Source organism: Streptomyces sp. NPDC041940 (assembly GCF_055589465.1).
Map to the genome: position 1 here is coordinate 24748 of NZ_JBVJBP010000017.1, position 24225 is coordinate 48972.

The 24225-nt window shown below is 70.5% G+C and carries 8 protein-coding genes; 6 read left to right on the top strand and 2 right to left on the bottom strand.

Going from position 1 to position 24225, the window contains the following annotated elements; genetic code table 11:
• The first annotated feature begins 404 nt into the window (after positions 1-404).
• Entirely contained in the window at positions 405-16151 is a 15747-nt protein-coding gene (locus tag ACZ6I3_RS26320) for a non-ribosomal peptide synthetase (RefSeq protein WP_469417872.1), read from the top strand.
• Positions 16152-16284: 133 nt separating this feature from the next.
• On the opposite strand, the gene ACZ6I3_RS26325 is transcribed toward ACZ6I3_RS26320, so the two are convergent.
• Both ACZ6I3_RS26325 and ACZ6I3_RS26330 read right to left on the bottom strand, forming a co-directional pair.
• Positions 16285-18705, bottom strand: coding sequence for an ABC transporter permease (locus ACZ6I3_RS26325; protein WP_469417874.1), 2421 nt, complete (start codon positions 18703-18705; stop codon positions 16285-16287).
• Entirely contained in the window at positions 18702-19394 is a 693-nt protein-coding gene (locus ACZ6I3_RS26330; RefSeq protein ID WP_469417875.1) for an ABC transporter ATP-binding protein, read from the bottom strand. Before ACZ6I3_RS26330 ends, ACZ6I3_RS26325 begins: the two co-directional genes overlap by 4 nt.
• 221 nt (positions 19395-19615) lie before the next feature.
• Between ACZ6I3_RS26330 and ACZ6I3_RS26335 the strand changes: the two genes are divergently transcribed.
• The 5 genes from ACZ6I3_RS26335 (at position 19616) to ACZ6I3_RS26355 (ending at position 24220) form a co-directional block, all read left to right on the top strand.
• A complete protein-coding gene (locus ACZ6I3_RS26335; RefSeq protein WP_469417877.1) occupies positions 19616-20917 on the top strand; it encodes a sensor histidine kinase in 1302 nt (433 codons plus the stop codon).
• Positions 20914-21600 carry a response regulator gene (locus ACZ6I3_RS26340; protein ID WP_469417879.1) on the top strand — a complete coding sequence of 229 codons (687 nt, stop codon included), beginning with the start codon at positions 20914-20916 and terminating at the stop codon, positions 21598-21600. Before ACZ6I3_RS26335 ends, ACZ6I3_RS26340 begins: the two co-directional genes overlap by 4 nt.
• A gap of 232 nt (positions 21601-21832) precedes the next feature.
• Complete coding sequence (locus ACZ6I3_RS26345) at positions 21833-22924, top strand: transcriptional regulator (protein WP_469417881.1); 1092 nt, start codon at positions 21833-21835, stop codon at positions 22922-22924.
• Between the two features lie 115 nt (positions 22925-23039).
• Positions 23040-23954 carry a HipA family kinase gene (locus ACZ6I3_RS26350; RefSeq protein ID WP_469417883.1) on the top strand — a complete coding sequence of 305 codons (915 nt, stop codon included), beginning with the start codon at positions 23040-23042 and terminating at the stop codon, positions 23952-23954.
• Positions 23951-24220: an Rdx family protein gene (locus ACZ6I3_RS26355; protein WP_468183565.1), complete on the top strand. Its 270-nt coding sequence runs from the start codon at positions 23951-23953 to the stop codon at positions 24218-24220. The genes ACZ6I3_RS26350 and ACZ6I3_RS26355 overlap by 4 nt, the downstream gene beginning before the upstream one ends.
• Positions 24221-24225: the final 5 nt, after the last annotated feature.

The following is a 24225-nucleotide window of genomic DNA, read 5'->3' on the forward strand; positions in this document are numbered from 1 at the left end:
GCACGGCTCATACCGCCCTACCGTACGCAGGCCCGACTTGCGGTGTCAGCGCGATCACGCCCCCATGAGATCCGGGCAGCTGTTCAAGTGCGGCGCCGACTCGGTTGAACACGCGATGCGGCAATCTGGACCGTCTTCGCGAGGTGCTGCCACCATGGGGCGCGCGGTGGCCAGGCAGCCGGCTACCGGTCACCGGAGCGGGTGGCCGCGCCGATGAATGCACGTCGCTCTCTCCGGAAGTCCTGACCTCATCGTGAGGAATTCCGATCGCAGTACCGGGGATGTCCGAACAGCATCTCCTCGCAGCTTTGTCATTGAGGACTGGACAGTAATTCAGCATGCCTCGACGGCGGCTGCTCTCCGCTGCTCCAGTCGATGATTCGGATCGGTTGGGGTGTGCAGGGATGGCTGCAACTGCAGGTGAATACCGGGAACTCATGGCCGGTCAGCTCGCTGTCTGGTACGCACAGCAACTCGACCCCGAGAACCCGGTCTACAACGTCGCCGAGTACGTGGAGATACGCGGCCACCTCGACCTGGACCTGTTCACTCAAGCCCTGCGCCGCACCATGGACGAGGCCGAGACCGCGCGGCTGCGCTTCCGGCTGGTGGACGGCGTTCCGCGGCAGTACCTCGGTGACGCGGACGATCATCGCGTCGAGGTCCTGGACCTCACCGCCGAACCCGACCCTCACGCGGCCGCCGAGACGTGGATGCTGGGCCGGGTGCGCCGGCCGATGGATCTCCTCGACGCGCCCATGACGAACTATGCCGTGATCAAGGTCGGCCCGGATCGCCACTACTGGCTGCACTGCGCTCACCATCTCGTCATGGACGGACACAGCGGCCGGCTGTTCGCCAGCCGGCTGGCACACGTCTACACGGCCCTCTGGGAAGGCCGTGACCCGCGGCATGACCAGGTCCTGGAGTCGATCGCGGCGCTCCTGGACGAGGACCGCGCCTACCGGTCCTCCCCCACCCTGCCGGAGGACCGGGCGTACTGGACGGGCGCGTTGTCGGACATCCCGCACGCGACACGGTCCGACGGGCACAGGCCTCGGCAGCTGCCCCCGGTGCCGGTCCGGCACCGGGGCGAGATCGATCCCGAAGAGACCGGCGGCCTCAAGCGGGGCGCGCGGCGGCTGAGGACCACCCTCGCCGGCCTCACGATCGCCGGCGCCGCCCTCTACCACCACCGGACGACGGGCGCGCGGGACATCATCGTCGGCGTCCCCGTGCTGGGGCGTGCCGGGCCCCGGGCGCTCGCGGTTCCCGGAATGACGTCGAACATCCTGCCGATACGTGTCTCCATCGGCGAGACGACCACGGTGGGGGAGCTCCTGCGGGAGATCACGACAGCGGTGCGTTCGGCGACCCGGCACCAGCGGTATCGCTACGAGGACATGCTCCGCGACCTGAGACTCCTCGGTGCGGCTCCACTGTGCGACCTGATCGTCAACGTCATGGCGTTCGACTACCGACTCGGCTTCGGCGACTGCACGGCGACCACCCGCAACCTCGCCAACGGACCGATCGACACGCTGAGCTTCGACGTCTACGACCGGCTGGACGGCACCGGACTCCAGATGGATGTCGACGTGCGCCGCGGCGCACGTGAACTGGAGCCGGAGGAGGAGATCTGCCCCCGGTTCCGGGGGATCCTGCAGAGCCTCGCCGGTGCCGGGCACACCGACCTCGTCGGCCGGATCGACGTCCTGTCGGAGCAGGAGCGGGCGCGCGTACTCGTCGAGTGGAACGACACGACCGCCGAGGCGGTGGGGGAGCTGTCACTGACGGAGCTGTGGGAGGCGCAGGCGGCGCGGACGCCGGACGCGGTCGTCGGCGGCACCGACGGCGTCGGAATGTCGTTCGCCGAGCTGGAGGGGCGGGCCAACCGGCTGGCGCGGTACTTGGCGGAGCAAGGAGTGGGCCCGGACTCCGTGGTCGGGCTGTGCCCGTCACCCGGCGCGGACATGACCCTGGTGACGCTGGCGGTGTGGAAGGCCGGCGGCGCCGGTCTGCCGGTCGACCCCGCGCTGCCGGCCGAACAGATCTCCCGGCTGCTCACCGACACCGGGACAGAACTCGTCGTCGCCGGCCTCGGTGACGTGGAGAAACTGCTCCCGGCTCTGCCGTCGGGCCGGGTACGAGCGGTCGCCCTGGACGATCCGTCGGTGGCGGAGCTGCTGGCCGGGCCGGACACCGGTCCGCCGGCCGTGCGCGCCCCGCGTCAGACCCTCGCACAGGTGATCCGCGCCTCGGACGCCACAGGGCAGCCGATGTGCGTGGGCATCACACACGGCGGACTGGCCAACTATGTCGCGTGGGCGGCGCACGCGTACGCGACGGAGTACGGGGCCGGTATACCACCGCAGGCGTCGCCACCGGTCGACCGGACCGTGCTCGGCGCGCTGCTGCCGCCGTCAGTGCGGGGCGGCGCCGACACCCAGGCCCCGTGGACGAGCGACGGCCACGGCGCCGAACCGGTGGTGGCCTGCTGTGTCCACGGGACGAGGTCGGGCGACGCGCAGGACAGCCCGGTCCCGCTCGGGCGTCCGGTGGCGAACAACCGGGTGTACGTGCTGGACGCCGGCCTCCGCCCGGTCGCGCCGGGCGTACCGGGCGAGCTGTACCTGGCCGGTGCCGGAGTGGCGCGCGGGTTCCTGGGCCGGACCGGGGCGACGGCGCAGCGGTTCGTCGCTGATCCGTTCGCGGGGGGCGGGTCCCGGATGTACCGGGCCGGGCTGCGGGTGCGCTGGACCAGAAGCGGTGAACTGGAGTTCCCGGGACGCGCGGACGACGAGGAGCAGCTCTCGAGCACGGACGCGGGACGAGGCCCGGCCGATGCCCGTGAGGAGGCCCTGTGCGCGCTGTTCGCCGAGGTCCTGAACCTGGAGAGCGTGGCCGCCGACGACGACTTCTTCGACCTGGGCGGGCATTCGCTGCTGGCGACCCAGCTGGTGAGCCGTATCCGCAGCACGCTGAACGTCGAACTGCCGATGCGGGCCGTGTTCGAGACGCCGACGGTCGCGGCCCTCACCAGACGACTGGCGGGTGCGGACGAGGCACGTGTGGTGCTGGCGGGACGGGAGCGTCCCGAGCGGGTGCCGCTGTCGTTCGCGCAGCGCCGACTGTGGTTCCTGAGCCGGCTGGAGGGCCCCAGCGCCACCTACAACACCCCGATCGTGCTGAAGCTGTCCGGCCGGCTGGACTCCACGGCTCTGAAGGCCGCGATGCGTGACGTGCTCGGCCGCCACGAGGCGCTGCGCACGATTCTGCCGTCCGAGGACGGCGAGCCGTACCAGGCGGTCCTCGGCATGGAGGAACTCGACTGGGAGCTGACGGAGATCACCGTCCGGGACTCCGGCCGGGCGTACGAGCAGCTCTCGGAGATGACCGACCTGCCCGAACCGGCCGCGTCCGCCGAGGGGACGTTCTCGGACCTGGCGGGCGCCGTCGTCGGCGCCGCGGGCCATGTGTTCGAGCTGTCGGCCGAGGTTCCGGTGAAGGCCTGGCTGTTCCGCACCGGCCGCCTGGACGAGCACGTGCTGGTGGTGCTGGTGCACCACATCGCCGGTGACGGCTGGTCCATGGGACCGCTGGCGCGGGACATCTCGACCGCGTACACGGCACGATGTGAGGACCGGGCGCCGGGGTGGGACCCGCTGCCGGTGCAGTACGCGGACTACGCCCTCTGGCAACGGGAGCTGCTCGGGTCGGACGACGACCCGGGGAGCGTGCTGTCGCGGCAGGTGGCGTACTGGCGGGACGCGCTCGCGGGCGCGCCGGAGGAGCTGTACCTGCCGGTGGACCGGCCGCGCCCGGCGGTGGCGAGTCATCGCGGACGTACGGCCTCCTTCGGTGTGTCGGGTGAGGTGCACGCGCGGCTGCTGGACCTGGCACGCGCTGAGGGCGTGACGCCGTTCATGGTGCTGCAGGGCGCGTTGGCGGTGTTGCTGTCCCGCCTGGGCGCCGGTGTGGACATCCCCGTCGGGTCGGCGGTGGCGGGGCGCACGGACGAGGCGCTCGACGACCTGGTCGGCTGCTTCGTCAACACCCTGGTGATACGCACCGACCTGTCCGGCGATCCGACCTTCACCGAGGTGCTGGGTCGCGTGCGGGAGGCCGGCCTGGGCGCCTTCGAGCATCAGGACGTGCCGTTCGAGCGCCTGGTGGAGGAGCTGGCTCCGCAGCGATCCCGCGCCCGCCACCCCCTCTTCCAAGTCGTCCTCACCATGAACGACATCGCCGACGGACTCATCGAACTCCCCGGACTCCGCGCGGAGATGATCTCGACCGCGCGGCCCGCGGCGAAGTTCGATCTGGATGTGATGGCGGGTGAGGTGTTCGGCGCCGACGGCGCACCGGCGGGTGTCCGGGGTTCGCTGACCGCGGCGGTGGACCTGTTCGACGAAGGGGCTGCCCGGCGGATCGCGGACCGGTTCGTCCGGGCGCTCGAGGAACTGGTGGCGGCTCCCGCGACGCGGCTGAGTCAGGTCGGGGTGGTGTCCCCGGCCGAGCGCGCACAGACCCTGACCGGGTGGAACGACACGGCGGTCGAGTCGGCGGGCCTGCTGGTGCCCGGGCTGTTCGAGGCACAGGCGGCGCGGACGGCGGATGCCGTGGCCGTGGTGTCGCCCAGTGGGTCGGTGTCGTTCGGGGAACTGGACGGGCGGGCGAACCGGCTGGCGCACTACCTGCGGCGACAGGGGGTGGGGACGGACTCGGTGGTGGGCCTGTGCCTGCCGCGGGGCGTGGAGACCATCACCGGGATGCTGGCGGTGTGGAAGGCGGGAGCGGCCTACCTGCCGATCGATCCGGGCCACCCGGCGGAACGCATCGCGTTCATGCTCAGCGACAGCCGTGCCGTGCTGACGTTGACCACGGAAGAGATCCTGGAGGAACTACCGGCGGGGCGGCAGCGTCTGGTGGCGGTGGACGACCCGATGGTGGCGGCGCAGCTCACGTCCGCTCCTCTGACGGCACCGGACATCGACCTGTGGACCCAGCAGTTGGCGTACGTGATGTACACATCGGGGTCGACGGGGCGTCCCAAGGGTGTCGCGGTCACCCACGGTTCGCTGGCCAACTATGTGACCTCGGTGCCGGCCCGGGTGGGGTTCGGCGCGCCGGGCGGCCGGTACGCGGTGTTGCAGGCGCAGGCCACGGACCTGGGGAACACGGTCGTGTTCGCGTCCCTGACCACGGGAGGCGAACTCCATGTGCTGGACGAGGAGACGGTCACCGACCCGATCGCCGTCGCGGTGTACCTGGCGGAGCACCGGATCGACTTCCTGAAGGCGGTCCCGTCGCACGTGGCCGCGCTCGGTCCCGACGGTGCCCTGCCCGCCAGGGCCCTGGTCCTCGGCGGTGAGGCGGCCTCGCCCGCTCTGGTGGGCGAGCTCCTGGCGACGGCCGGCGACCGGGCGCTGTTCAACCACTACGGGCCGACGGAGACGACGATCGGGGTCGCCACCACGCGTCTGACCCCGCAGCAGGTGGCCTCCGGCGTGATACCGGTGGGTACTCCGACGGCGAACACCCGGCTGTACGTGCTGGACGCCACGCTGGAACCGGTCGCGCCGGGCGTGGCGGGGGAGTTGTATGTCGCGGGGGCGCAGCTGGCGCGGGGCTACACAGGCCGGCCGGGGCTGACCGCCGAACGCTTCGTGGCGTGCCCGTTCGCGAACGGCGAGCGGATGTACCGCACCGGGGACCGTGCCCGGTGGACCCCCGGCGGACAGTTGGTGTTCGTCGGCCGTGTCGACGAACAGATCAAGATCCGCGGTTTCCGTGTAGAACCCGGCGAGGTCCAGGCGGTGCTGGGCGCCCATCCACAGGTAGCCCAAGCTGCGGTGGTCGCCCGGGAGGACATCCCCGGCGAAGCGCGCCTGGTCGCGTATGTCGTCACCGATGACGAAGACGCCGATCACACGGCTCTCGCAGCCTCGCTGCGCGCGTACGCCGGTGAACGGGTCCCGGAGCACATGGTGCCGTCGGCGGTGGTGGTCCTGGAGACGCTGCCGCTGACCGGCAACGGCAAGCTCGACCGCGCGGCTCTGCCGGCCCCCGACTACGCCGCGGTGGCCGCTCGATCACGCCGGGGCCCGGCCGATCTCCGGGAGGAGATCCTGTGCGGTGCGTTCGCCGAGGTCCTGGGTCTGCGGAGCGTCGGAGTCGACGACGACTTCTTCGAACTGGGCGGGCATTCGCTGCTGGCCACACGGCTGGTGAGCAGGATCCGCACGGTACTCGGCGTGGAGATGGAGATCAGGACGCTCTTCGACGCGCCGACACCGGCCGGTGTGGCCGCCGGGCTGATCGGAGCGGAATCGGCACGTGCGGCGCTGGCGGAGAGGCGGCGCCCGGATCAGGTGCCGCTGTCGTACGGGCAACGTCGGCTGTGGTTCATCGGCCAGTTGGAGGGCCCGAGCCAGACCTACAACAGCCCGGTCGTCGTACGCCTCACGGGGGATCTGGACCGGCAGGCCCTCGCGCAGGCGCTGACGGACGTCATCGGGCGGCACGAGGTGCTGCGGACGGTGTTCCCCGTGGCCGATGGAGAGCCCTACCAGCACGTCGTCCCCGTCGACGAACTCGACTGGGACCTCGACGTGGTCGAGGTGCGTCAGGGGGAGCAGCCGCAAGAGGACGGCCGCTTGCTCGACCTCAGTGATCTGTCCTGGACCGAGTCGGTGATCGACCTGCCGACGATCGAGCCGTCCCCCGGCCTTCCGTCCGGTGAGATCGCCCAGGGCGACCTGGCGGCGGCGATGGCCCGAGCCGCCGGCTACGCGTTCGATCTGTCGGCCGAGACGCCCGTGCGGGCATGGCTGTTCGCGGTGGGACGTGACGAGCATGTCCTGGTGCTGGTCGTGCATCACATCGCGGGTGATGGGTGGTCGATGGGGCCGTTGGCGCGGGATGTGTCGGTGGCGTATGGGGCGCGGTGTGCGGGGCGGGAGCCTGGGTGGGGCGCGTTGCCGGTGCAGTATGCGGATTACGCGTTGTGGCAGCGGGAGCTGTTGGGGTCTGAGGGTGATGCGTCGAGTTTGATGTCGCGTCAGGTGGCTTATTGGCGTGGGGCGTTGGCGGGGGCTCCGGAGGAGTTGGGGCTTCCGTTCGATCGGCCTCGTCCGGTGGCTGCGTCGCATCGGGGGCATACGGCGGTGTTCGAGATGCCGGCGGTGTTGCATGCGCGGATGGTCGAGGTGGCGCGTGCCGAGGGTGTGACGGTGTTCATGGTGTTGCAGGCGGCGTTGGCGGTGACGTTGTCGCGGTTGGGTGCGGGTACGGACATCCCGATCGGTTCGGCGGTCGCGGGTCGTACGGATGAGGCGCTGGACGAGTTGGTGGGCTGTTTTGTGAACACGCTGGTCCTGCGGACGGATCTGTCGGGTGATCCGACGTTCGCGCGGGTGCTTCAGCGGGTGAGGGAGACGAGTCTGGCCGCGTTCGGGCATCAGGATGTGCCGTTCGAGCGGTTGGTGGAGGAGCTGGCGCCGACCCGCTCGCTGGCCCGGCACCCCCTCTTCCAGGTCGTTCTCACCAAGCTGAACGCCTCGTCCGGGTGGGAGGCGGAGGGCACGACACTGACCTTGCCCGGAATCCGGTCCACGCCGCTCTTCCTGGGCAAGCCCTCCGCGAAGTTCGACCTGGACGTGATGGTCGAGGAGGAGTTCGACGCACAAGGCGATCCTGCCGGGGTCCGCGGCGCCGTGACCGTCGCCGCGGACCTGTTCGACGCGGCCACGGCCGGGCGGCTGGCGGAGCGGTTCATCCGTGTCCTGTCCGAGTTGACGGGGGACTCGGCGGTCCGGGTGAGTGCGGCCGATGTTCTCCTGCCGGCTGAGCGCCATCGTGTGGTGGTGGAGTGGAACGACACGGCGGTGAGTCTGCCTGGGGTGTCGGTGCTGGGGGTGTTCGAGGCTCAGGCGGGTCGTACTCCGGGCGCAGTGGCGGTGGTCCAGGACGGTGAGTCGGTGTCGTTCGGGGAGTTGGAGGTTCGGGCGAATCGGCTGGCGCAGTATCTGCGGTTGCAGGGTGTGGGTGCGGAGTCGGTGGTGGGGCTGTGTCTGCCGCGGGGTGTGGAGACGCTCGTGGGGATGCTGGGGGTGTGGAAGGCGGGGGCGGCGTACGTTCCGGTGGATGTGGGTCAGCCTGCGGAGCGGGTGGCGTTCGTGCTGCGGGACAGTGGCGCGGTCCTGACGCTGACGACGGAGGAGATCCTGGAGGATCTCCCGGTGGGACGGCATCGCCTGGTCGCCATCGATGACACGTTGACGGCGATGCAGTTGGCATCGGTTCCGTCCACTCCGCCTGGGGCGGAGGTCCTGCCGGGGCAGGTGGCGTATGTGGTGTTTACGTCGGGTTCGACGGGGAGTGCGAAGGGTGTGGCGGTCACGCACGGGGGCCTGGCGAACTACGTCGCTTCGGTGCCCGGGCGGGTCGGTTTCGGTGGTGCGGGCCGGTATGCGGTGCTTCAGGGCCAGGCCACCGACCTGGCGAACACGACGGTCTTCGCGAGTCTGACCGGCGGGGGTGAACTGCACTTCATCGATGAGGAGTTGGTGACCGATGCGGTTGCGGTCGCGGCTTATCTGGTGGAGCGGGGGATCGATTGCTTGAAGGCGGTGCCCTCGCATGTGGCGGCGTTGGGTGCGGCGTCGGTGGCGTCGGTGCGGTCGCTGGTTCTGGGTGGTGAGGCGGCCTCCGCGGATCTGGTGGGCGAGCTGCTGGAGACCGCGGGGGCTGAGCGCGTGGTGTTCAACCATTACGGGCCGACAGAGACGACGGTCGGTGTCGCGACGACTCAGTTGACGGTGGAGCAGGCGGTTTGCGGGGTGGTCCCGGTGGGTTCCCCGGTGGCCAATACGCAGACGTATGTGCTGGATGCGGGTCTGAAGCCGGTGCCGGTGGGTGTGGTGGGGGAGTTGTATGTGGCCGGTGCGCAGGTGGCGCGCGGGTACGTCGGCCGTCCGGGGCTCACGGCGGAGCGGTTCGTTGCCTGTCCGTTCGGTCCGGCTGGTGAGCGGATGTATCGCACGGGGGACCGGGTTCGCTGGTCGGCTGATGGGCGGCTGGTGTTCGTGGGGCGTGCGGATGAGCAGGTGAAGATCCGTGGGTTCCGGGTGGAGCCGGGCGAGGTTCAGGCGGTTGTGGCCGCGCACCCGCTGGTCGTCCAGGCCGTGGTGGTCGCCCGTGAGGACCGCCCGGGGGATGTCCGTCTGGTCGCCTACGTCGTCACCGAGGACACGGACGGTGTCGAACTGTCCGATGTCGTAAGGGAGTTTGTTGCTACGCGGTTGCCGGAGTACATGGTTCCCGCAGCTGTTCTGACCCTCGATGCACTTCCGCTGACCGGCAACGGCAAGCTGGACCGCAAGGCGCTGCCGGCCCCCGACTACGGTGCGGCGGCGACGACGGGCACGGGGCGTGCGCCCGCGACGGTGCAGGAAGAGATCCTCTGCCAGGCCTACGCCCAGGTCCTCGGCCTGCCCACGGTCGGCGTGGACGACGACTTCTTCGCACTGGGCGGCCACTCCCTGCTGGCGACCCGGCTGGTGAGCCGCATGCGCACCCTGCTCGGCGTGGAAGTGGGGGTCCGTGAACTCTTCGAGGCGCCCACGGTGGCAGGGCTGGCCGCACGGCTGGCGGAGGCGGACGAGGCGCGCGCGGCCTTGGTGCCGATGGAGCGGCCGGACCAGGTGCCCCTGTCGTACGGACAGCGACGGCTGTGGTTCATCGGCCAGTTGGAGGGCCCGAGCCAGACCTACAACAGCCCAGTGGCCCTGCGGCTCACCGGCCAGCTGAACCGGCAGGCGCTGGCCGACGCGTTGCGCGACGTGATCACGCGCCATGAGTCCCTGCGTACGGTCTTCCGAATGATGGCCGGCGAGCCGTACCAGCATGTCCTAGGAGTGGACGAGATCGAGTGGGAGCTGCCGGCCGTCCGGCTCGCCTCCTCTGAGCTGCCGGACGCGCTTGCTCGGATCTCTTCGTACGCCTTCGACCTCGCGGCTGAGGCTCCATTGAAGGCGTGGCTGTTCGAGATCGGTCCCGAGGAGCACGTGCTCGCCCTGGTGCTGCATCACATCGCGGGTGATGGGTGGTCGATGGGGCCGTTGGCACGGGATGTGTCGGTGGCGTATGGCGCGCGGTGTGCGGGGCGGGAGCCTGGGTGGGGCGCGTTGCCGGTGCAGTATGCGGATTACGCGTTGTGGCAGCGGGAGTTGTTGGGATCCGAGGGTGATGCGTCAAGTTTGATGTCGCGTCAGGTGGCCTATTGGCGTGCGGCGTTGGCGGGGGCTCCGGAGGAGTTGGGGCTTCCGTTTGACCGGCCTCGCCCGGTGGCTGCCTCGCATCGGGGGCATACGGCGGTGTTCGAGATGCCGGCGGTGTTGCATGCGCGGATGGTCGAGGTGGCGCGTGCCGAGGGTGTGACGGTGTTCATGGTGTTGCAGGCGGCGTTGGCGGTGACGTTGTCGCGGTTGGGTGCGGGTACGGACATCCCGATCGGTTCGGCGGTCGCGGGTCGTACGGATGAGGCGCTGGACGACCTGGTGGGCTGTTTTGTGAACACGCTGGTCCTGCGGACGGATCTGTCGGGTGATCCGACGTTCGCGCGGGTGCTTCAGCGAGTGAGGGAGACGAGTCTGGCCGCGTTCGGGCATCAGGATGTGCCGTTCGAGCGGTTGGTGGAGGAGCTGGCGCCGACCCGGTCGCTGGCCCGGCACCCCCTCTTCCAGGTCGTTCTCACGATGCACAACACCGGGGAAGCGACCGTGTCGCTGCCCGGCATCGACGTCGAACTCCTCCCGACCGCACGTCCGGCGGCGAAGTTCGACCTGGACGTGATGGTCGGTGAGTCGTATGACTCCGACGGTGGCCCGATGGGCGTGCACGGTGCGGTGACGGTCGCGACCGACCTGTTCGATCCCGGGACCGCCGAGGCGGTTGCCGAACGCTGGGTCAGGGTGCTGGACCGGTTGCTGGCCGAGCCCGAGCTGCGGCTGTCATCGGTGGAGGTCGTGGACGAGGCTGAGCGCCATCGTGTGCTGGTGGAGTGGAACGACACCGGTCTGGCGATGGCGGGGTCCTCGGTGCTGGGGTTGTTCGAGGCTCAGGCGGGTCGTACTCCGGGCGCAGTGGCGGTGGTGCAGGGGGATGAGTCGGTGTCGTTCGCGGAGTTGGAGGTGCGAGCGAATCGGCTGGCGCACTATCTGCGGGCTCAGGGCGTGGGCACGGAGTCGGTGGTGGGCCTGTGTCTGCCGCGGGGTGTGGAGACTCTCGTTGGGATGCTGGGGGTGTGGAAGGCAGGGGCGGCCTATGTCCCGGTGGATACGGGGCAGCCTGCAGAGCGGGTGGCGTTCGTACTGCGGGACAGTGGCGCGGTCCTGACGCTGACCACGGAGGAGATCCTCGAAGACCTCCCCGTGGGACGGCATCGCATGGTCGCCATCGACGACACGTTGACGGCGATGCAGATGGCAGGGGTCCCGTCCACTCCGCCTGGGATGGAGGTCCTGCCGGATCAGGTGGCGTATGTCGTCTATACGTCGGGTTCGACGGGGCGTGCGAAGGGTGTGGCGGTCACCCACGGGGGCCTGGCGAACTACGTTGCCTCGGTGCCCGAGCGGGTCGGTTTCGGTGGTGCGGGCCGGTATGCGGTGCTTCAGGGCCAGGCCACCGACCTGGCGAACACGACGGTCTTCGCGAGCCTGACCGGCGGGGGTGAACTGCACTTCATCGACGAGGAGTTGGTCACCGACCCGGTCGCAGTCGCGGCCTATCTGGTCGAGCGGCGGATTGATTTCCTGAAGGCGGTGCCCTCGCATGTGGCGGCGTTGGGTGCGGCGTCGGTGGCCTCGGTACGGTCTCTGGTCCTGGGCGGTGAGGCGGCCTCCGCCGATCTGGTGAGCGAGCTCCTGGAAACCGCCGGCGCAGAGCGCACGCTGTTCAACCACTACGGACCGACCGAGGCCACAGTCGGTGTCACGACCACCCAGTTGACGGTGGAGCAGGCGGCGTCCGGGGTGGTCCCGGTGGGCTCCCCGGTGGCCAACACGCAGGCCTATGTGTTGGACGCGGGTCTGAAGCCGGTGCCGGTGGGCGTGGTGGGCGAGCTGTATGTGGCCGGTGCGCAGGTAGCGCGCGGGTACGTCGGCCGTCCCGGGCTGACGGCGGAGCGGTTCGTGGCCTGCCCGTTCGGTCCGGCCGGTGAGCGGATGTATCGCACGGGGGACCGGGTTCGCTGGTCGGCCGATGGGCGGCTGGTGTTCGTGGGGCGTGCGGATGAGCAGGTGAAGATCCGTGGGTTCCGGGTAGAGCCCGGCGAGGTCCAGGCGGTCGTGGCCGCGCACCCGCTGGTCCTCCAGGCCGCGGTGGTCGCCCGTGAGGACGCCCCGGGTGATGTCCGTCTGGTCGCCTACGTCGTCACCGAGGACACCGATGGTGTCGAACTGTCCGACACAGTGCGGCAATTCGCGGCGGCACGACTGCCGGACCACATGATTCCCGCAGCTGTTCTGGTCCTCGACGCGCTTCCGCTGACCGGCAACGGGAAGCTGGACCGCAAGGCGTTGCCGGCCCCGGACTACGGTGCGGCGGCGACGGCCGGTACGGGGCGTGCGCCCGCGACGGTGCAGGAAGAGATCCTCTGCCAGGCCTACGCCCAGGTCCTGGGCCTGCCCACGGTCGGCGTGGACGACGACTTCTTCACGCTGGGCGGCCACTCCCTGCTGGCCGTCTCACTGGTCGAGCAGCTCCGCGGCCGGGGTGTGTCCGTGTCCGTGCGGGCCCTGTTCCAGACGCCGACACCGGCGGGCCTGGCGGCGGCCGCCGGGCCGGACGCGGTGGTGGTTCCGGAGAACCGCATCCCGCAGGGTGCTGAGCGCATCACTGCGGACATGCTGCCGCTGATCGATCTGGACGAGTCCGAGCTGGCGCACATCGTCGCGCGGATACCGGGCGGCGCGGCCAACATCGCCGACATCTACCCTCTCGCCCCGCTGCAGGAAGGCATCCTCTTCCACCACCTCGTCGCTGATCGGGAGAGCAGTGACGTCTATGTGTTGCCGATCGTGCTCGAGCTGGAGTCGCGGGAGCGTCTGGACGCATTCCTCGGCGCTCTCCAGCGGGTGGTGGACCGGCACGACATCTACCGCACCGCGATCCTGTGGAAGGACTTGCGCGAGCCGGTCCAGGTGGTGCTGCGTGAAGTGGAGCTGCCCGTCGAGGAGTTCGTGGCCGATGCCGAAGGCGGCGACATCGTACGGCAGTTGCTGGCGCACGCCGGAGGCTGGATGGACCTGCGCAGCGCTCCGCTGATCCGTGCGCACATCGCCGCCGAGCCGGGCGGCGACCGATGGGTGTGCCTGATCCGGATCCACCAGACCGTTCGGGACCACACGAGTCAGGAAGCCCTGTTGCGCGAGCTGGGCGCCTTCCTGTCCGGTCAGGGCGACGCGCTCCCCGAGGCACTCCCGTTCCGGGACTTCGTGGCACAGGCCCGGCTCGGTGTGCCGAGAGAGGAGCACGAGCGGTACTTCGCCGAGCTGCTGGGGGACGTCGAGGAGACCACGGCCCCGTACGGGCTGCTCGATGTCCACGGCGACGGCACCGACGCGGACCGCGCGCGGTGGTCCGTCGATGAGGAACTGGCCGGTCGGGTACGCGAGACGGCGCGGTCGCTCGGTGTCAGCCCGGCCACCGTGTTCCACCTGGCCTGGGCAAGGGTGCTGGCCACGGTCAGCGGCCGGGACGATGTCGTCTTCGGCACGGTGCTGTTCGGGCGGATGAACGCCGGGGCCGGAGCCGATCGCGTCCAGGGCCCCTTCATCAACACCCTCCCCGTGCGCGTACGCGTGGGATCGTCGGGGGTGAGCGACGTACTGCTCGGACTGCGTGACCAGCTGGCGGAGCTGCTGGTGCACGAGCACGCCCCGCTGGCGCTGGCGCAGCGGGCCGGCGCGGTACCCGGCGGCAGCCCGCTCTTCACCTCGATCTTCAACTACCGGCACCATCAGGCCGCCGGCCGCGCACCGGAGCGGGGCAGCGGCACCGTGCTCGACGGAGTGAGCCTGCTGCTCACTCGGGAACGCACCAACTACCCGGTCGCCGTGGCCGTGGACGATCTCGGCTCCGGGTTCTCCCTCACCGTCGACGCGGTGGCCTCCGTGGACGCCGACGCCCTGTGCTCCATGCTGCACACCACCGTCGGCAATCTGGTGACCGCGTTGGAAGAGGCACCCGAGACGCGGTTCGTGGCCATCGAGACACTGCCGGCGGACGAACTGCTGCGCGTGCTGACGGATTCGAACGGTACGGACGGGCCGGTGGCCGCGGAGACGGCGTCGGAGCTGTTCGAGGCGCAGGCGGCCAGGACTCCGGACGCGGTGGCGGTCGTGGCCGGTACGACCGAGGTGTCGTACGCGGAACTCGACGCGCGGGCCAACCGCCTGGCGCACCGCCTGCGAGAGTACGGGGTCGGCCTGGAGTCCGTCGTGGGGCTGTGCCTGCCGCGGGGCGTCGAGGCGGTTGCCGCGATCCTGGCCGTGTGGAAGGCAGGTGCGGCGTATCTGCCCCTGGACCCGGAGTACCCGGCGGAGCGGCTGGAGTTCATGCTCTCGGACAGCGGAGCCGATGTCGTCGTCGGACGGAGCGACCAGACGCTGCGCTTCTCCGCGCCGGGGCCGCGAGTGCTGAACCTGGACGAGCCCGAGGTGGCGGTCGCTCTGGAGACGGCTCCGGTGACCGCTCCCCGGGTGGCCGGAGTGCCCGACCAGATGGCCTACGTGATCTATACGTCCGGGTCGACAGGGCGGCCCAAGGGTGTGGCCGTGTCGCATGCCGGGCTGGCGAACCTGGCCGCCGCTCAGGTGGAGCGGTTCGCCGTGAACGGGTCGAGCCGCTTGCTGCAGTTCGCGTCGATGAGTTTCGACGCGGCGGTGTCGGACGTGGTGGTGGCGCTGTCGTCCGGCGCCTGCCTCGTCGTGGCGGGAGCGGAGGAACTGCTGCCCGGCCCCGGGCTGGCGCAGGTCCTGTCCCGGCACGCGGTGACGCACGTGACCCTGCCGCCGGCGGTGCTGGCCGAGATGACGCCCGAGGACCTGGCGCCGGTGACGACCCTGGTCTCGGCGGGTGAGGCGCTGGGCCGGGAGCTGGTGGGGCGCTGGGCGCCGGGGCGGCGGCTGGTCAACGCGTACGGGCCGACGGAGACGACGGTGTGCGCGACGATGTCCCAGGCACTGGGGGAGGGCGACGACCCGGACATCGGCGGTCCGATCCGGGGCGTGCGGGCGTTCGTCCTGGACGAGCGGCTCGCCCCCGTGCCGGTCGGGGTGGCGGGCGAACTGTACGTCGCGGGCGCCGGCCTGGCCCGGGGCTATGTGGGACGGCCCGATCTGACGGCCGAGCGATTCGTGGCGTCCCCGTACGCGCGGGCCGGTGAGCGGATGTACCGGACCGGTGACCGGGTGCGATGGACGGCCGACGGCCGGCTGGTGTTCGCCGGCCGGGCGGACGCGCAGGTGAAGATCCGCGGATTCCGGGTGGAGCCGGAGGAGATCGCGTCCGTACTGACCGGACACCCCGCGCTGGCACGTGCCGCGGTGACCGTACGCGTCGACGCCGCGGGCGAGACGCGACTGGTGGCCTACGTCGTGCCCGCGGGCGACCGGACGGATGCCGATGACAGCGCGCTGAGACGGACGGTGCGGGACCACGTCGCGCGGGCTCTGCCGCAGTACATGGTGCCGTCCGCCGTCGTGGTCCTCGACGCGCTGCCGCTGACGGTCAACGGCAAGCTGGACCGCGCGGCGCTGCCGGAACCGGATGCCGCCGCGCCGGCGGGAGCCGGCCGGGAACCGGCCACGGAGCGGGAGCGGATTCTCTGCGAGGCCTTCGCACGGGTGCTGGGCTTGCCTCTGGTGGGCGTGGACGACGACTTCTTCGCGCTCGGCGGTCATTCGCTGCTGGCCACGCGCCTGGTCAGCCGAGTGCGTACGGTGCTGGGCGAGGAGCTGCCGATCCGTACGGTCTTCACCTCGCCCACGCCGGCCGAACTCGCGGGCTGGCTCGCCGACCAGGGCGACCAGCGGCCGAAGGCGAGGCCTGCGCTGCGACGTATGCGCAGGCAGGAGGGCGAGTGAGCCGTCGTACGGCCGCTGATTGATGCCGCGGGCCGCTGCCGATGAGTAGAGGCCCGATCCGCCCAGCGGCAAGGACAGCCCGGCCCGATGAGGGCCGGGCTGTCCGTACAGGCGGCGTGCGTTCCGCCTGGCGCTACTCGGTGCGCAGGGCCGTGGCCGTACGGGCCCTGGCAGCCCAGCCGGCCGGGATCATCGCGCCCAGCATCGCCAGCACGACGCCGCCCAGCCCCAGCAGGACCAGCTCGACCGGCCCGTACACATCGAGGACCGGCGACGGCATGCCGGTGCCCACGGCGCGCCCCATCACCGGCATGACGACGCCGTGCAGCAGGTACCCCGCCGGAACGCCCAGGAGCCCGCCGATCACGCCGATCGCGGTCACCGAGGCGAGCACCAGGCTCACGGTCTGCCGCGGCGACATGCCGATCGCCTTGCAGACGCCCAGGTCGTGGACGCGTTCGCGGGTGTCCAGGACGACGGAGTTGAGCACGCCGAGGCCTGCCACGGCGATGAGCATGAGGGTGAGCAGCACCGCCATCGCGTCCATGATGAGGATGACGCCGCTCTGTTCCGATGCCGCGACGGTCGTGGCGTCACCGCCCAGCGGCTGCACCACCGCCGCGAGCTTCCGGGCGAACTCGTCGGCCGCGACGCCGGACTTCACCTCGACGAGGAACGTATCGGGCTCGGCCGACGGGAAGTTGGCCATGTCCGCGTGGATCTCCAGCTCATTGCCCGAGGTGTCGAAGGACTCACCCACGATCCGCAGGTCGGCGGTCTCCTTCTCGAAGGTCATCCGCACCGTGTCACCGACCTTGGTGCTGGTCCGTTCCAGGAATCGGCTGGGTACCACGACCTGGCCCTTGCCGGTGATCCAGTGCCCCGACAGCATCTCGTAGCTGCCGGAGCGCGAGTCGCCTTCGTAGAGGCTGGCCTCCACCGAGCCGGAGACCCCGGCCACGGCGACCTCGGTCTGGAGCTTGCCGTAGTACGACTCCAGTCCCGCCTCGGACTTGACGGCGGCCCGCACCTTCGCCGGGTCGGCCACCTTGGGCTTGGACGTGCCGGCCGGGCTGCTGGTGACGGGAGACGGGCTTGCCACGCCGCCCCCCACAGGAGGAGGCGGTGGCGGGGGAGCGATGTTGCTCAGCTTCACTGTCGAGACCGTGACCGCGGCTCGGCTCTCGGGGTCCTGCGACTTGCCGACCTCGTTCAGGGAGGAGGTCAGTCCCACCGCGAAGGTCGCCGCGACCGTGCCGAACGCCACCGCGAGCAGCATCGCGAGGGCACGCACCGGATGCGTGAAGGGAGTGGCGAGCCCGTAGGTCACCGGCCGCGGCAGCGGCAGCCGTCCCATCGCCCGGTGTGCCCACTGCCCGCGCCCGGGGCGGGGCGCCCGGCCGACCGCGATGGCCTCGACCGTGTTCAGCCGTCCGGCGCGCCGTGCGGGAATCAGCGCCGCGAGCCACACGACGAGCAACGCGGCGGCCGGCACCGCGACATCCACCCACCAGGCCACCGAGAGCGAGACGTTGCCGTAGACCGACTCCGTGTCCGCCAGCAGCGGCACCGCCAGGAGGTTGCCCAGCACGACGCCCAGGGCGATGCCGACCCCGGCCGGGATCAGCGCCTGGGCCACGTAGGCACGGACGACCTCGCGCGGAGTGAAGCCGATGGCCTTGAGGATGCCGATCCTGCGCAGACTGGTGCCGACCGCACCGCTGATCACACTGCTGACGATGATCACCGACATCACGATGCCGAGCACGCCGAAAGCCATCACGAACGGGACGGTCGCCGCCGCTCCCTGATCCGCGGCGCGCTTGGTGTCCAGCCACGACTGGGTACCCAGCAGTGCCCCGGACTCCACGGAGGCGGCGAGCTTCTTCCGGTCGGCGAGGATCTGTTCCCTCGTGTCCGCGGAGTCGAAGCGGTAGAGCATCTGACGCGTGACGGGGTTGCCCAGCGCCGCCAGCGCGTCGACCTGCGCCGAGGTCGCCCAGGCATCGGCGGACTTGCCGACCGACACGGCGAAGCCGACGACCGAAAGTTCCGGGGCGTTCGCGGTGTCCGATGCCTTGAGGGTGGAGCCGATCTCGATGGAGGGGCCCTGGAAGGAGGCGTCGACCACGATCTCGCCCTGCTTCTGCGCCCACCGGCCGGACTTCAGTTCCACGCGGTCGACGTCGGCGTCCGGGCCGGACCGACCGACCAGGGTCAGCGTCGGCATCCGGAAACCCGACCGGTCCACCGGGCGGAAGGCCGTGGACGGGTACGGTCCCGCGCTCGCCGTGACACCGGCCAGCTTCGTGGTCTGCGCCAGCTGCGCCGCACTCGCCTCGGCCGGATCGAACTGCGCGGTGATGTGCGCGCCCCGCTGCTTCTTGAAGGCGTCGTCGAAGGGAGCGGCCGCGGCGACCATCAGCGCTCCGGCGACCACGGCCGAGGCCACGGCCATCATCGTGGCCACGGCGATCACCAGCGTCTGCACCCGCCGCCGGCCCACCCCCGAGCGCACGACCCGGCCCATCGCGCCGTTACCGAAAAGGCTCATCGGACGGCCTGCGCGTGCGTGTCGAGGGCGAGGTGACCGTCGACCAGGTGGATCGTGCGGCTCGCACACGCCTCCGCCAGCGCCAGGTCATGCGTCACCAGCACGATGGTCTGGCCACCGCGGTGCAGATCCAGCAGAAGATTGCGGACGTCGTGACCCGAGGCGGAGTCGAGCGCACCGGTGGGCTCGTCGGCGAGCAGCAGTTCGGGCCGGTTGATCAACGCCCGGGCGACACCGACCCGTTGGCGTTCACCGCCGGACAGGCGCCCCGGGTAGGCGCGGGCGTGCTTCTGGATGCCCAGCATCTCCATGAGTTCACCCGCGCGGGCCGCGGCCGCGCGCCGGCCGGTCCCGGTCAGCTGGGCCGGGAGCTGGATGTTGTCGGTGACGGTGAGGTCGTCGAGGAGATTGAAGAACTGGAAGGCGATGCCGATGTGCTCGCGACGGAACTTGGCGAGGGCGTGCTCACTCAGCTGATCGATCCGTCGCCCGGCGACGGTCACGGCGCCGTCGGTCGGCTTGTCCAGACCGGCGACGAGGTTCAGCAATGTGGACTTGCCGCTGCCGGAAGGGCCCGTCACGGCAAGGGCCTCACCCCTGGCGACGCTGAGCGTGAGCGGTCCGAGCGCCGGCGCGCCGGCGGTGTCGTAGCGCTTCGCCACACCTTCCAACTCGATCACTTGATTCATGCGGGTTGTCCGTCCTTACAGTCGCGAGAGGCACATGCCGTTGCCGACTCTGTGAACCTAGAGGCTGCCGCCCGAAGGGCGCGTCGGCCGCGGAACCAACATCGGGCCCTCCCAGCGGATGATCCTGCCGCGGAGTCCTACCTGAGGAGTAGGCCCAGGGGACAATGCCCTGATCAGACAGGCGGACGCGGACCGGACGCGGAGCGCATCACAATGGGCGGATGGAGACGGAAGGCCGGCGCAGCCGGCACCAACAGCTCATCGAAGCGCTGCGCCCCGAGGCGAAGACCGCCCCGCAGTCCAGGCGGGCGGTGCGCGTCGATGTGGTGCTGGCGGTCGTACTGACCGCCGTCGCCCTGTTCGTCGCGGTGCGGTATCCGGGCAACGGTCCGGCGGACCTGACCCCTCCCAAGGTCGACGTCGGGACCGGGGTCCCGGCTCCGCCCCCGCCACCCGGCCCCGATCAGGCACCACCCGTGGAGGAGGAGACTCCCCCCGTGCCCTGGGCCCTGGTCGTCCTGTCGACGCTGCCGCTCGCACTCCGGCGCCGATACCCGCTGGCCATGTTCGTGACGGTGCTGGGCGCGGCCCTGGCCATCAGCGGCTCCGCCTCCTGGATCACCGTCCTGGCCTGTGTCGTCAGTGCCTACAGCGCCATCGTGTACAGCCGTTACCGGATACTGGCGATCGCCGTGCTGGTGATGGCCGCCGCGCTCTCGGGTTTCGCCTTCCGCCACGCCGACCCTCTGCTCCCGGGCTGGTCCAGCCCGGGCTTCGTGCTGCTCGTGGCCGGGATGCTGGCCAGCCTCGTCCGCTTCCTGCAACTGCGGCTGGCGTCCAGCCGGGACCGGGTCACCGAGCTGCAGGAGGCTCAGGAGGAGGCCATGCGCCGGGCCGTCGCGGAGGAGCGTGCCCGCATTGCCGCCGAACTGCACGACGTCGTGACCCACAATGTGAGTGTGATGGTGATCCAGGCGGGCGCGGCCCGCAAAGTGATGGACGTGGTGCCCGAACAGTCCAAGGAGGCGTTACTGGCCGTCGAGGCGGGCGGTCGGGCCGCCATGGCCGAACTGCGCCATGTGATGGGCCTGTTGGCGGCTCCGGACCACGAGAGACCCGACGGTCTGGAGCCGCAGCCCGGGCTAGCGCAGCTCGACGCGCTGGTCGCACGGGTACGCGCGGCCGGGACGCCGGTCAGCGTCGGGGTGTCACTGCCGCCGGACCCGCTGCCGCAGGGAGTGGACCTCGCGGCGTACCGCGTCGTGCAGGAGGCGCTGACCAACACGATCAAGCACGCACGCGGCGCGGAGGCGTCCGTCGCCGTCGGCTACACCGACGACTGCCTGGAGATCGAGGTCACGGACACCGGGGGCGCGAAGGACTCCCCGCCGGTGGAGAGCAACGGCCGCGGCCACATGGGGCTGCGGGAGCGGCTGGCCGTCTACCAGGGCGAACTGACGGCCGGTCCGACGCCGAACGGCGGCTATCAGGTCACTGCCCGTATCCCGAGGAGTGCGGCATGACCGGGGACCGGCCGCCGCTGCGCGCCGTCATCGCCGACGACCAGGCTCTCGTACGCACCGGTTTCAAGATGATCCTGGCTGCGGACGGCATCGAGGTGACGGCCGAGGCGGCTGACGGGGCCGAGGCCGTGGCAGCGGTCCGCCGCACGCGGCCCGACGTCGTCCTCATGGACATCCGGATGCCGGAGATGGACGGCATCGAGGCCACCCGGCGCATCCTCGGCGATGACGGCCCGCAGGAGACCCGGGTCATCATCCTCACCACCTACGACCTCGACCACTACGTCTACGCCGCGCTCATGGCAGGCGCCAGCGGCTTCCTGCTCAAGGACGTCACCCCGGAACGCCTGGTGTCCGCCCTGCGCATGGTGCAGTCCGGCGACGCTCTTCTCGCGCCCACGATCACTCGCCGGCTGATCGAGCGCTTCGCCCAGCCCGACGAACCGCAGACCCTCGCCCCGCACCGCGACCTCTCGGGTCTGACCCCGCGTGAACTGGAGGTGCTCCGACTGCTCGCCACAGGTCTCAGCAACGCCGAACTCGCCTCCCGGCTGTTCCTGAGCCCGACCACGGTCAAGAGCCACGTCGGCCGCATCCTGTCGAAGCTGGACCTGCGCGACCGCGTCCAGGCCGTCGTCTTCGCCTACGAGACGGGTCTGATCGCGCCGGGCGGGGGCGCCTAGCCGGCCGGTGAGAAATCCGAAGTAAAACGATCGTCATGGATCCTGTGAATGTCGTGTTCCTGCAACTAAGGGCTCGACAATGACCAGAGTGACGCGTGAGCATTGGCGGTAAGGCGCGGGCAGCATCTCATGACGGGGCGAGATGAGCGGAATTCTCTATTCCGTCGGTCGGGGTGCGTCCGGTCACGGCGTATGTCAGGTTCTGTGAGCTGTCAATCAACGGGGTGGCAGAATGAATCAGATGATCGGCGTCTCTCACGTTTCCGCGGTCGCGAGCTTAGCCGGAGCGGCCGCCGCCGGAGCCGCCGCCCGGGGCACCGGCTCGACGACGCCCATGAAACGCGCGAAGAAACCACCAGCGGTGGAGGACGTCCTCATATCCTCGATCATGCCGGGCATCTCTCTGCGGTCGCGAGGGCCGGACGCGGAGCACGTGGCACGCCTGGCGGAAATGGAAGGACCGTTTCCGCCTATTCTCGTCGACCGTCGCACCATGCACGTCATCGACGGAATGCACCGCCTGATGGCTGCCTTTGTCAGGGGGCAGCAGGTCATCAGTGTGGAGTTTTTCGAGGGCAGCGCCGAGGACGCGTTTCTGTGTGCTGTGCAGGCGAACGTGACACACGGCCTGCCGCTCTCGCAGGCCGACCGGCGGGCCGCGGCGGCGAAGATCGTCAAGTCGCACCCCCATCTGTCGGACCGGGCGGTCGCGCGCGCCTCCGGTCTCGGAGCCAAGACCGTGGCCGTCATCCGTCGGCAGTCCGACGGTGTGCTGCAACTGCACGCGAGAGTGGGCAGGGACGGCAAGGTCCGTCCGCTCAGCAGTGACGAGGGGCGCAAGCGGGCGGCGGAGCTGATCGCCGAGCGCCCGGACGCCTCGCTGCGCGAGATCGCGCGTCTGGCGGGACTCTCTCCGGCGACCGTGAGCGATGTCCGAAGACGGTTGCGGGCCGGAGAGACCCCGGTCGTCGGAGACGGACGGAGAGCGCACCACGACAAGGCGGCCCAGATCGCCGGAGTGGTGCGCTCACTGCGTTCCGGACGCACGGACGACATGCTCGACAGCGATCCCCACGACGTGCTGGAGAAGCTGTTGCGCGACCCGTCCCTGCGCCACAAGGAGGAGGGGCGGAACCTGTTGCGCCTGCTGCACCAGAACGCGGTCGGTATGCAGCAGTGGTCCGATCTCACCGCGGCGGTCCCGCCGCACTGCGGTGCCCTGGTGATGAATCTGGCGCGCCAGTACGCGGAGACCTGGCTGCAGTTCGCCCAGAACCTCGATGAGCAGATGCAGTCGTCGAGTCGGCGGACCGCGGGCGGGTGACGGGACGGCGAACGGGGGGCGCCTGGCGGGCCTCGGCCCAGGTCAGGCGCCCTTTCGCCCTCGGTTACTATGCTCACTTCATGATGTGCGTGCGTGAAGTGGGTGACCTGGGAAAATGCTGAGAGAGGTCACAGCGACCCGCTATGTCGAACCCCTGCGATCCGGCGGCTCCGTCCCCGGCGTCGTCGAGGCGGACGACCTCGGCACCTATGTCGTGAAGTTCACCGGGTCCGCGCAGGGCCACAAGGCCCTCGTCGCCGAGGTGATCGTGGGCGAACTGGCCCGCGCCCTCGGGCTGCGGTTCCCGGAGCTGGTCCTCGTGCGCTTCGACCCGGAGATCGCCGACAGCGAGCCGCACCAGGAGGTGCGGGACCTGCACGCGGCCAGCGCGGGCGTCAATCTCGGCATGGACTATCTGCCGGGCGCCCGGGACCTCACGCCGGAGATCGCCTCGGTCTTCCCCGTCGACCCCCTGGAGGCGGGCAGGGTCGTCTGGCTCGACGCCCTCACCGTGAACGTCGACCGTACGGTCCACAGCTCCAACCTGATGGTCTGGCCCACGCTGGGCGTCGCGCCCCCGCGCCTGTGGCTGATCGACCACGGCGCCGCTCTCGTCTTCCACCACCGCTGGGACGGCGCCGACCCGGCCAGGGCCTACGACTTCCGGCACCACGCCCTCGGCCACTACGGGCCCGATGTGCGGGCCGCCGACGCCGAGTTGGCTCCGCGGGTGACCGAGGAACTGCTGCGCGGCATCCTCGCGGAGGTCCCCGACGCGTGGCTCGCCCAGGAGCCCGGTTTCGCCGGCCCGGACGAGGCGCGCGAGGCGTATGTGACGTACCTCCACGCGCGCGTGCGGTCCTCCGGGGCCTGGCTGCCCACCGGCTTCCCCACCCGGGAGGAACTCGCCGCCGAGGAGGCCGTCCGCGCGGCGAGAACCCGGCAAGGACGCCCCGCGTGGCTCAAGCAGGTCCCCGACCTGCACGGCAAACCCGCGGCCCAACAGGATTGGTCGGTGCACCTCGGATGAGTGGCCGTGTCGAGATCGAGTACTGCACCCAGTGCCGCTGGCTGCCCCGAGCGGCGTGGCTGGCGCAGGAGTTGCTCACGACCTTCGAGGCGGAGCTGACGGAACTGGCGCTGAAGCCGGGCACGGGCGGCGTGTTCGTCGTCCGCGTCGGCGAGGAGGTCGTCTGGGACAGGCGCGAGCAGGGCTTCCCCGAACCGACCGCCGTGAAGAAGGCCGTACGCGACCGAGTGGCCCCGGGAAAGACCCTGGGCCACTCGGAGCGCTAGCGGTT

Bases quoted from the DNA above. Each gene is read 5' to 3' on its own strand.
- ACZ6I3_RS26320 (WP_469417872.1), top strand. From the start codon at position 405: ATGGCTGCAACTGCAGGTGAATACCGGGAACTCATGGCCGGTCAGCTC.
- ACZ6I3_RS26325 (WP_469417874.1), bottom strand. From the start codon at position 18,705: ATGAGCCTTTTCGGTAACGGCGCGATGGGCCGGGTCGTGCGCTCGGGG.
- ACZ6I3_RS26330 (WP_469417875.1), bottom strand. From the start codon at position 19,394: ATGAATCAAGTGATCGAGTTGGAAGGTGTGGCGAAGCGCTACGACACC.
- ACZ6I3_RS26335 (WP_469417877.1), top strand. From the start codon at position 19,616: ATGGAGACGGAAGGCCGGCGCAGCCGGCACCAACAGCTCATCGAAGCG.
- ACZ6I3_RS26340 (WP_469417879.1), top strand. From the start codon at position 20,914: ATGACCGGGGACCGGCCGCCGCTGCGCGCCGTCATCGCCGACGACCAG.
- ACZ6I3_RS26345 (WP_469417881.1), top strand. From the start codon at position 21,833: ATGAATCAGATGATCGGCGTCTCTCACGTTTCCGCGGTCGCGAGCTTA.
- ACZ6I3_RS26350 (WP_469417883.1), top strand. From the start codon at position 23,040: ATGCTGAGAGAGGTCACAGCGACCCGCTATGTCGAACCCCTGCGATCC.
- ACZ6I3_RS26355 (WP_468183565.1), top strand. From the start codon at position 23,951: ATGAGTGGCCGTGTCGAGATCGAGTACTGCACCCAGTGCCGCTGGCTG.